This is a genomic window from Streptomyces fuscigenes, from assembly GCF_021556455.1.
Classification (GTDB): Bacteria; Actinomycetota; Actinomycetes; order Streptomycetales; family Streptomycetaceae; genus Streptomyces; species Streptomyces fuscigenes.
The window spans coordinates 1-9,501 of record NZ_JAKGCV010000212.1 but is presented as its reverse complement, the minus strand read 5'-3'; the positions used below and the strand labels follow the sequence as shown (position 1 = coordinate 9,501).

Genomic DNA, 9,501 nt, shown 5'->3' with positions numbered 1-9,501 from the left:
TGCGCGGGGCGGGCGCCGGCGCGAGGCCGCGCGCCGGCACCGCGGGTGAGGGTGCCGGCGCGCGTGCGCTGCCGGGAGGGGCGGGTCTCAGCGGGCCGCGGACATCGCCAGCAGGAACCACGCCGAGTGCGGGATCCACTGCTCGGTCCAGCGCCAGCCGTTGCCGGTGGCCCGGTGGTGCTCCGGCATGAACGCGATGTCGTGCTCGTCCTCGAAGCCGCCGGTGATGCCGTTGAGGATGCCGCCGGGGACGTTGGGGTAGTCCGGCTTGTACTCGATGTTGTTGCGGCCCACTCCCTTGATCATCGAGGAGTCGAACGGGTTGAGGCCGGTGACCCAGTGCAGCTGGTCCTCGGCGAGCCTGCGCAGCCGCTCCCGCAACTCCGGCGGGCAGCCGTCCTGTTCGGAGGCGAGGGAGGCGGCGTAGGCGGCGGAGCTGATGTTCGCGTTCTCGCCCTGCCACCAGTAGCCGGTCTCGTTGTCGTGGGGGAAGAAGAAGCTGGTGCGCGGCTCGGCGCCGGTGGACTGCACGTACTGCCGTGCGCAGCCGAAGGGGTTGGGCACCTCGTCGGCGAGCGCGGCCGCGTCGGCGGCGAGGGCCAGGGCCGTGGCGCGGGCCTCGGCCGCGGTGGCGGAGCCGTCGCACACCTCGGCGTACCGCAGCAGCGCCACGACGGGCAGGCCGGACTCCGCGGCGTGGAAGTACGGGCGGCCCTCGATGTCGCCGACGAGGTAGTGGAAGCCGCGTCCGGAGTCGGTGCGCCGGTCCATGAGCTGCCGGGCGCGGCGCTCGGCGGCCGCGACGAGGACCGGGTCGTCCTCCGGTGTGGCGCGCACGAGTTCGGCGGCGGCCATCAGGGCGCAGTAGTCGTCGAGCACCGACTCCTCGCCGTCGAACGAGTACTCCTTGTTGTGCTGTTCCAGGTGGTCGAAGCCGCGGCGGGCGGCCGCCAGGTACTCGGCCGGTGTGAAGTCGCCGTGGTCGTCGAGGGTGGACGCGCGGGCGAGCGCCGCGATGGCGAAGCCGCCGCCCTGCCGGTAGGCGGCCTGCCAGCGCTGGGTGCGCACGGAGTCCTGGAGGGGCGCGTTGATGACGCGCTCGTCGAGGTCCTTGGTGAGCGCGTCGAAGATGGCGGTGTAGAAGTAGCCCTCGGGGGACTGGAAGCGGACGAGGAAGTCGGCACCGAACAGCGCCTCGTCGCGCAGCCGGTCGCCGAGTGCCTTGAGCAGCTGCGGGGTGCGGCGGGTGAGTGTGTCCCGTGCCTCCATGAACGCCCAGGCGCACAGCGGCAGTTGCTGGGGGCTCATCATGCGCGTGTAGGTGAGGTGGCTGAGGAACTTGCTGTAGTCGCCCGACGCGTCGAGCCAGCCGCCGCGGGCGTCGACCGTGCGTCCCGAGTCGTCCTGGTAGAAGCCGGCGGTGCGGTCCTTGCGTTCGATGGCGCCGCTGGAGCGCACCGACTTGAAGTAGTAGAGGATGTCGCTCAGTGTGCTCTGCTGGAGGACGCGCGCGCCGATGGTGAACGGCTCCGAGCGCAGCTCGCCGTACACGATCCGGAAGACGCCCTCCTCCTGGACGCCACTGAAGTCGATCACCCGGAACGTGCCCACCGTCCAGCGGTCGACGGCCTGCTGGGGCCCGACCGCCAGGGGGATGTCGACGCCCTCGCCGACCAGTCGCGCCGCCCCGGGGCCCTCGGCGCCGGCCGGCCGCGACGGGGCGGGGCCGGGGAGGAGGACCACGGCCTTCTTGCTGCCGGCCGTGTTGTAGCCGATGTGGTTGGTCAGGATCGTCGCCATCGTCGGGACTCCTCCGGAGGCCAGTGAGTGGTCTTAAGTGGTCTGTTGTAGACAATCCCCGGCCGCCCCGCGCATCCGCGCTACGGTCCGCCGCGAAGTCGGTAAAAGGGCTCTATAGCAGGGGTTTCCGCTTCCCATCAAGACTCCGGACGCCCTGAGTTGGGTGGTCTTGGTGGTCGCGGCTCGGGCTTGTGTGGTGCTCTCGGATTGCAGTGACGTTACTTGTTGTATTGCTTTGGTTCAACTGGTACGTTCCCCGCATTCCTTGGTATCTGATCAGTCCGGCGCGCCGACGACGCGACCAGACGCGATGAGAGGTGCGCATGGCCGTCAACCAAGCGCTGCCCCGGGCTCTGAGATCACTCGGGGGCGGCCGCCGCTCCCCAAACCCCCCGGACGCACCCGCGACCCACGAACCGCCCCTGCACCGGGCGAAATCGCTCCTCACCCGGCTGCGGCAGGACTCCCCGCTGCTGTTCATGACCGCACCCGCGGTCATCGTCCTGCTGCTGTTCACCTATGTGCCGTTGCTCGGCAGCGTCGTCGCGTGGATGGACTACGTGCCGTTCCTCGGCTTCACCCACTCGCAGTGGGTCGGCTGGGACAACTTCACGGCTCTCTTCCAGGACTCCGCGTTCTGGTCGGCGCTGTCCAACACGTTCCAGATCACGTTCCTCCAGCTCGTGCTGTTCTTCCCCGTGCCGATCCTGCTCGCCGTGCTGTTCAACGCGGTGGCCATGCCGATGGCGAAGAAGTTCGTCCAGTCGGTGATCTACCTTCCGCACTTCCTGTCCTGGGTCATCATCGTCGCGCTGTTCCAGCAGGTCCTGGGCGGTGGCGGGGTGATCAGCCGCGTCCTCGCCACCCACGGGCACAAGGGCCTCGACATCATGTCCGACCCGTCGACCTTCAAGCTGCTGCTCACCGCGCAGGGCATCTGGAAGGACGCGGGCTGGGGCACGATCATCTTCCTCGCGGCCATCGCCGCCATCGACAGCCAGCTCTACGAGTCGGCGACCGTCGACGGCGCGGGCGCGTGGGGCCGGTTCTGGCACGTCACCCTGCCGGGGATGCGCCCGATCATCGTGCTGATGCTCATCCTGCGCCTCGGCGACTCGCTCACCGTCGGCTTCGAGCAGATCCTCCTGCAGCGTGACGCGGTCGGCCCCGGCGCGGCCGAAGTCCTCGACACCTACGTGTACTTCAACGGTGTGGTGGACGGGAACTGGGGCGTCGCCACCGCGGCGGGCCTGCTGAAGGGCGTGGTCAGCCTGCTGCTGGTCCTCGCCGCGAACAAGCTCGCGCACCGGCTCGGCGAGGAAGGGATATACCAGCGATGAGCAGCAGCAGCTACGGCCGGCCGGCGTGGCTCGGCAAACCCAAGCCCGTCGCCGTCGCCCTGCGGGGCCTCGCGCTCCTCCTCATATGCGCCGTCGTGGTGTTCCCGTTCCTGACGGTCGTCTCCACCAGCCTCGCCACCAACCGGCAGATCAACGCGAACGGCGGCTACGTGCTGTGGCCGGACTCCGTGTCGTTCGCCGCGTACCGGGAGGTCTTCGACGGCACCCAGGTGGGGCGCTCCATCGTGATCAGTGTGCTGGTCACGGCCGTCGGCACCGCGTTCAGCCTGCTGTGCACGGTGCTGGCCGCCTACGGGCTCAGCCGGCGCGGCAGCCTCTTCCAGCGCGGGCTGCTCGGCTACGTGCTGATCACCCTGCTGTTCGCGCCGGGCATCATCCCCGTGTACCTCATGGTCAAGCAGACCCATCTGCTGAACAGCTACTGGGCGTTGATCATCCCGACGGCCGTCAGCGCGTTCAACATCGTCATCGTGCGCGGCTTCATCCAGGCCATACCGCAGGAACTCTTCGACGCGGCCCGGATCGACGGCGCGGGGGAGTGGCGCATCTTCTTCTCCGTCGCGCTGCCGCTGTCGAAGGCCGTCATCGCCGTCGTCGGCCTGTTCATCGCGGTGGGCTACTGGAACAACTACTTCGGCCCGCTGCTGTACCTCAACGACACCAGCAAGTGGCCGCTCCAGCTGGTGATGCGCTCGTTCGTCCTGCAAAACAGCGTCACCACGACCTCCTCCACCCTCCCCGGGCAGGCGGCTCCGCCCGCGCAGTCCGTCCAGATGGCGCTCGTCGTCATCGCCACCATCCCGATCCTGTGCGCGTATCCCTTCCTCTCCAAGCACATGTCCAAGGGGATGCTCACCGGGGCCATCAAGGGCTGAACCCGCGGGTTCGCCCCTCCTTCACGGAGTGACATGAATCGTTCCCAGCTTCCGCAGCTTCCGCAGCTCAACCGGCGCAGCCTCTTCAAGGGCGCGGCGATCGCGGCCGTCAGCGGCACCGCGCTCTCCTCCCTCACCGCATGCGGTCCCGGCGGCGGCTCCGCAGGCGGCGGCGGCGCCCCGGGCACCGGCAAGTCCGCGGCGATGCCGACGTACGTGCGGCCCGTCGCGCCGAAGCCCACCTACCCGGGCAACGCCGCCGGTGTGATGGACGTCTACGCGTCCTTCCCGCTGAACGGCAAGCGCAGCGTCCACGCCGAGGTCGGCGACGGCAAGGACTTCGAGTTCCTCGCGATGACCTACGGCCAGCCCGCGCCGCCCGTGTCGGGCAACGCGTACTGGCAGCTCCTGAACAAGGAGATGAACCTCAACATCAAGGGGACGCTCATCCCCTCGGGCGACTTCCAGACGAAGTTCCCGGCCCTGGTCGCGGGGGGCGACCTGCCGGAGGTCGTCTCCGTGCCCATGTACGTGCAGCTCTCCCGGCTCCCGCAGCTCGTCGAGAGCGAGTTCACCGACCTGAGCGAGCACCTCGCGGGCGACGCCGTGAAGAAGTACCCGAACCTCGCGGGCATCCAGGAGAGCGGCTGGGCCAACGCCTACTTCGACGGCCGCATCTACGGCGTGCCGCGCTCCGACCCGATCTTCCAGACCCTGATCTACACGAAGACCGACGTGATCGCGAAGGCCGGCGCCGACCCGCAGCCGAAGAACCTGGCGGAGTTCACGGCCCTCGCCAAGGCCGTCACCGACCGCCGCGCGGGTGTCTACGCCTTCGGCGGCACCGACAGCGGCGTGCCGCTCGCCAACACCCTGATGATGATGTTCGGCGTCCCCAACAAGTGGACGAAGAAGAGCGACGGGTCGTTCGTCTCGTACTTCGACCACGAGCAGTTCATCCCCTCCATGGACGCCATAGCGAAGCTGTTCAAGGCCGGGTACTTCCATCCGGACGCGCCGACCATGAGCAAGACGCAGCACGACGCGCTCTTCCGCGCCGGCAAGCTCGTCCTCATGGAGGAGGGCAACCGCGCCTACGGTGTCGTCGCCGACGACCACGCCCTGAAGTTCGGGATGATGGTGCCGTTCGAGAAGGACGGCGGGAAGCCGCTGTACTGGGAGAACTCCGGCGCCTACGCGGTCACCATGATCAAGAAGGACGCGCCGAAGGCCCGCGTCGAGCGCTTCCTGCGCGCCATGGACTACCTGTCCGCGCCCTTCGGCAGCTACGAGTCCCTCGTCATCAACTACGGCCAGAAGGGGCCCGACTACACGATCCAGCACGGCACGCCCGTCGTCACCACCCGCGGCCAGCGCGAGATGGACCTCAGCATCCAGTTCACCGTCGGCGGCCCGCAGGTCCTGTGCTACCCGCAGGGCACCCCCGGGGGCGACAAGCTCAACTGGGAATGGCAGACGAAGGTCGCGCCGATGTTCCTGAAGAACCCTGCCGTGCACCTGTACTCGCCGACGTACGACACCAAGGGCGCCTCGCTCAGCCAGCACATGAACGACGCCATGAAGGCCGTGGTGTTCGGCCGTGCGCCCGCGTCGTCGCTCAAGGACGCGGTGCGCACCTGGAAGCAGGGCGGCGGTGACCAGATGGCGCGCGAATACGCGGAGTCCGCGAAGAAGTCATGACGGGACGGCCCGTCTTACGCATGTGCCGCGCGCGGCCCGGCCGGCTCCCCGGCGGGGCGCCGGCCGCCGCGCGCCGAAGAGGACCGAGAGGACCCCGATGAAACTGCGAGGCTCAGCCTCGGCCCTGGTCGTGGTGGAGGGCACCGACCTCCACCACGACCTGATCGGCGCCGCCCTGGCGCTCCAGGAGATCGTCCTGGAGGCGGGCCTGCCGGCCGGGCGCGCGGTGGGCGTGGACCGCTTCACCGATCCGCTGCCGGCGACCGCCGAGGCCGACGTGTACGTGCTGTACCGCTCGTCCACGACGTTCGCCCCGGCCCAGCAGCGGGCCCTGTCCGACCTGGTGGCGGCGGGCAAGGGCGTCGTGGCCCTGCACGCCAGCAACCTGTTCGGCTTCGGGCCCGGCGGCCTCGGGGCGGACGAGGCGGCGCACCGGCTCATCGGCTCCCGGTACCTCTCGCACGGCGCGGACGGCTCGGAGGGCCGCTTCGACGTCCACGTCACGGCCGGCCATCCGGTCACCCGCTACCTGGACGACTTCGCCATCGACGACGAGTACTACGTCCTGGAGTACGCCGACGACGTCCGCGTCCTCGCCGAGCGCCGGACACCCGACGGGGGCGCCGAGCCGGTCCTGTACGTGCGCGAGCACGGCGCCGGCCGGGTCTGCTACAGCGCGCTCGGCCACGACCCGCGCGCCTGGGGCAACCCCGGCTTCCGCCAGCTCGTGCGGCAGGCGGTGCTGTGGGCGGCCGGGATCGGGGACGACGCGGACGGCGGGCGCGAGGGCGCCGAGGACCCCGTCGAGAGCTGGTCGACCCGGTGGCCGCTCGGCAACGCACGGACCATCGGCCCCGGAGCGGCGGCGTCCGGGCCCCCGCCAGCACCCGCGACCCGGGCACCCGCACCCGCCACCCCGGCATCCGCACCCGAACCCCAGGAAGGCGGCGGAGAATGAACCCCCCGTCGGACACCGCACCCGGGCCGCTGCCCGCCGCCCCGCCCCCGATCGCCGCCCAGCTCTGGTCGCTGCACGACGAGGCCTCCCGGGACCTCTTCGGCGTCCTGGAGAAGGTGGCGGCGCTCGGCTACCCGGCCGTCGAGACCATCAGCCTCTACGGGCACGCCCCGGGCGCCGTCCGCGACCGCCTCGCGTCCCTGGGGCTCGTCCTGTGCAGCGCGCACGCGCCCTTCCCCGCGGGTGAGAAGGCCGAGGCGATCCTCGACATGTACGAGGAGGCCGGCGCCGACACCCTCGTATGGAGCCTGGAGCCGGAGGAGTTCGCCGACCGCGCCACCATGCTGCGCGGCCTCGAGCGGGTCAACGAGGGCGCGGCGAACGCGGCCCGGCGCTCGCTGCGTGTCGCCTACCACAACCACTTCGCCGAGTTCCGGGCCGAGTTCGACGGCAGGACCGCCTACGACGTGCTGCTCGACGCACTCGACCCGGCCGTGCTCATCGAGCTCGACACCTACTGGGCGCACACCGGCGGCGCCGATCCGGCCGCCGTCGCCGCCTCGCTCGGGCAGCGCCTGGAGTCCGTGCACCTCAAGGACGGGCCCGCGCGCGGCATGGACGACTACATGGTGCCCTTCGGCGAGGGCGTCGTGGACGTCGACGCCGCCGCCCGCGCCAACCCCGGTGTGCGCTGGAACATCGTCGAGATGGACCGCTCGCACCACGACATGTACGACCTGCTCGGCCGCGCCTACGACCATCTCGTCGGCCGCGGCCTGGCCCGAGGAGAGGTGTGATCCCCATGCGTGTACTCCTGCTCGGCGGCACCGGGGTGATCTCCGCGGCCGTCGTCCGGCAACTCGCCGCTACCGAGGCGGAGGTGACGGTCCTCGTACGCGGCAGCGACACCGGCCGGCCGGTGCCGGACGGCGTGCGGGTGCTGCGCGCCGACCTGCGCGACGACGCGGCCGTGCGCACCGTGCTCGGCGACGAGACCTTCGACGTGGCCGTCAACTTCATCGGCTACCACCCCGACCACATCGCCGCCGACGTGGCCCGTTTCTCCGGCCGGGTCGGCCAGTACGTGTTCATCTCCACGGGGTCCGTCTACGCGCGCCCCGCGCCGCGGCTGCCGGTGGACGAGTCCTCCGCCCGCCGGGCCGGCAGCTTCGACTACCCGCGGCTGAAGCTGGAGTGCGAGGTCGCGGTCGAGGCCGCCTACCGGGACGGCTTTCCGGCGACGATCGTGCGCGCGGCCCATGTCTACGACGAGACCGTCGTGCCCGTGCTCGCCGGGTGGACGGTCGTCGACCGCTGGCGGCGGGGACTGCCCGTCGTCGTGCACGGCGACGGCACCTCGCTGTGGAACCTCCTGCACGCGCGGGACTTCGCCCGGGCGCTGTGCGCGGTCCTCGGCGACGAGCGCCTCACCGGCGAGTCCCTGCACATCACCCACGACACACCACTGACCTGGGACGCCATCCACATCGCGCTGGCCCGCGCGGCCGGGGTCGAGCCGCTGCTCGTCCACCGTTCGAGCGAGGACATCGGGCGCGAGATCGACTGGATGGGGCCCGTACTGACCGAGGACTTCCGGCACTCCCTTGTCTACGACAACAGCAAACTGCACCGCCTCGCCCCCGGGCTGCCCGCCGCAACTCCCTTCGCACGGGGCGCCGATGAAATACTGCGCTGGTACGGGGCCGACCCGGCACGGCAGCGCGTCAACAAGGACGTGGACGCCGCCTTCGACCGGCTGGCCGGGGACCGCCGTGACTGAGAAGCTGGGGCCCCGCACCGTCCGGGACCGGGTAGTGGGACCCGCGGAGGGCGGGACGGCGCCTTCCGGGCCCCGGGGGCGCGTGCCCGGTGCGACGATGGACCGCGGCGCGGCGCGACGGCGCCGCCGGCGGCAGGGAAGGACTGGTCAGCGGTGAACACGACGCCCGAAGGCACGGCGCCCCTCACCGTGGACCACCACGAACCCCTGTGGGTGCGGGCCGCCGCGGTCATCGAGCAGCGCGTCCTGGACGGCACCATGCCGCCCGGCGGCAGGCTGCCGGCCGAGCGCGAACTGTGCGCACAGCTCGACATCAGCCGGGTCACGCTGCGGCGCGCGCTGACCCACCTCGGCGAGCAGGGCGTGCTGCGCAACTCGCACGGGCGCGGGTGGTACGCGGCGGGCGAGTCGGCGCGCCAGGACCGGCCCGCGGGGGCCGAGCGCGGTGACCGTGAATGGCCCAACTCGCTGGAGTCGTTCACGGAGACCGCGCGCCGCAAGGGCCTGGTGCCGTCCTCGCGGGTGCTGCGCGCCGAGACGGGGCCCGCGAGCCTGGACGAGGCCGACGAGTTCGGCGTCGCGGCCGGCACGGAACTGTTCCGCCTCGACCGGGTGCGGCTGCTGGACGGCCTGCCCATCGGCATCGACGCGTCGCGGGTGGTGCTCGGGCTCGCGCCGCACCTGACGGAGACCGACTTCACCCGCTCGTCGATGCTCGCGGAGCTGACGGCCGCGGGCTGCGAACCGGTCAACGCCGAGTCGATGATCGAGGCGCGCGGCTGTCCCGAGGACCTGGCGGAACACCTGGGGCTCGACGCCGGGGACCCGGTGCTCGTGATGCAGCAGGCCATGGCGGACGGGGGCGGCCGGACCGTCCTCGTCACCACGATCACCTACCGGGGCGACCGCTACCGGCTGCGGACGGCGTTCGTCCGCGGCGGTTCGCTCTGACGGGCCGCGCCGCCGGCTGACCGGCGGCGGGGACCCGGTGGACCGACGCCGCCGGAGCCCGCCGCCGCGGCCGGG

General features: G+C 71.2%; 8 protein-coding genes. 7 read left to right on the top strand and 1 reads right to left on the bottom strand.

The features are described from left to right. Window positions 1-87: 87 nt before the first annotated feature. Window positions 88-1,800 carry a glycoside hydrolase family 9 protein gene (locus L1885_RS17435; protein ID WP_235798054.1) on the bottom strand — a complete coding sequence of 571 codons (1,713 nt, stop codon included), beginning with the start codon at window positions 1,798-1,800 and terminating at the stop codon, window positions 88-90. A 323-nt stretch (window positions 1,801-2,123) separates the two neighbouring features. Between L1885_RS17435 and L1885_RS17430 the strand changes: the two genes are divergently transcribed. The 7 genes from L1885_RS17430 (at window position 2,124) to L1885_RS17400 (ending at window position 9,426) form a co-directional block, all read left to right on the top strand. After that, window positions 2,124-3,140 carry an ABC transporter permease gene (locus L1885_RS17430; protein WP_235798053.1) on the top strand — a complete coding sequence of 339 codons (1,017 nt, stop codon included), beginning with the start codon at window positions 2,124-2,126 and terminating at the stop codon, window positions 3,138-3,140. Further along, window positions 3,137-4,036: a carbohydrate ABC transporter permease gene (locus tag L1885_RS17425; protein ID WP_235798052.1), complete on the top strand. Its 900-nt coding sequence runs from the start codon at window positions 3,137-3,139 to the stop codon at window positions 4,034-4,036. The genes L1885_RS17430 and L1885_RS17425 overlap by 4 nt, the downstream gene beginning before the upstream one ends. 33 nt (window positions 4,037-4,069) lie before the next feature. Then, the gene (locus L1885_RS17420; protein WP_235798051.1) at window positions 4,070-5,737 is read left to right on the top strand and encodes a type 2 periplasmic-binding domain-containing protein; all 1,668 of its coding nucleotides are present in this window, start codon (window positions 4,070-4,072) and stop codon (window positions 5,735-5,737) included. A 97-nt stretch (window positions 5,738-5,834) separates the two neighbouring features. Continuing rightward, window positions 5,835-6,695, top strand: a complete 861-nt coding sequence (locus L1885_RS17415; protein ID WP_235798050.1) for a ThuA domain-containing protein — start codon at window positions 5,835-5,837, stop codon at window positions 6,693-6,695. Then, entirely contained in the window at window positions 6,692-7,492 is an 801-nt protein-coding gene (locus L1885_RS17410) for a sugar phosphate isomerase/epimerase family protein (protein ID WP_235798049.1), read from the top strand. The genes L1885_RS17415 and L1885_RS17410 overlap by 4 nt, the downstream gene beginning before the upstream one ends. A 5-nt stretch (window positions 7,493-7,497) precedes the next feature. Then, a complete protein-coding gene (locus L1885_RS17405) occupies window positions 7,498-8,475 on the top strand; it encodes an NAD-dependent epimerase/dehydratase family protein (protein WP_235798048.1) in 978 nt (325 codons plus the stop codon). Between the two features lie 153 nt (window positions 8,476-8,628). After that, window positions 8,629-9,426, top strand: a complete 798-nt coding sequence (locus L1885_RS17400) for a GntR family transcriptional regulator (RefSeq protein WP_235798047.1) — start codon at window positions 8,629-8,631, stop codon at window positions 9,424-9,426. Window positions 9,427-9,501 lie beyond the last annotated feature (75 nt).

Coding starts and splice junctions, on each gene's coding strand:
- L1885_RS17430 (WP_235798053.1), top strand. CDS start 2,124: ATGGCCGTCAACCAAGCGCTGCCCCGGGCTCTGAGATCACTCGGGGGC.
- L1885_RS17420 (WP_235798051.1), top strand. CDS start 4,070: ATGAATCGTTCCCAGCTTCCGCAGCTTCCGCAGCTCAACCGGCGCAGC.
- L1885_RS17425 (WP_235798052.1), top strand. CDS start 3,137: ATGAGCAGCAGCAGCTACGGCCGGCCGGCGTGGCTCGGCAAACCCAAG.
- L1885_RS17415 (WP_235798050.1), top strand. CDS start 5,835: ATGAAACTGCGAGGCTCAGCCTCGGCCCTGGTCGTGGTGGAGGGCACC.
- L1885_RS17435 (WP_235798054.1), bottom strand. CDS start 1,800: ATGGCGACGATCCTGACCAACCACATCGGCTACAACACGGCCGGCAGC.
- L1885_RS17410 (WP_235798049.1), top strand. CDS start 6,692: ATGAACCCCCCGTCGGACACCGCACCCGGGCCGCTGCCCGCCGCCCCG.
- L1885_RS17405 (WP_235798048.1), top strand. CDS start 7,498: ATGCGTGTACTCCTGCTCGGCGGCACCGGGGTGATCTCCGCGGCCGTC.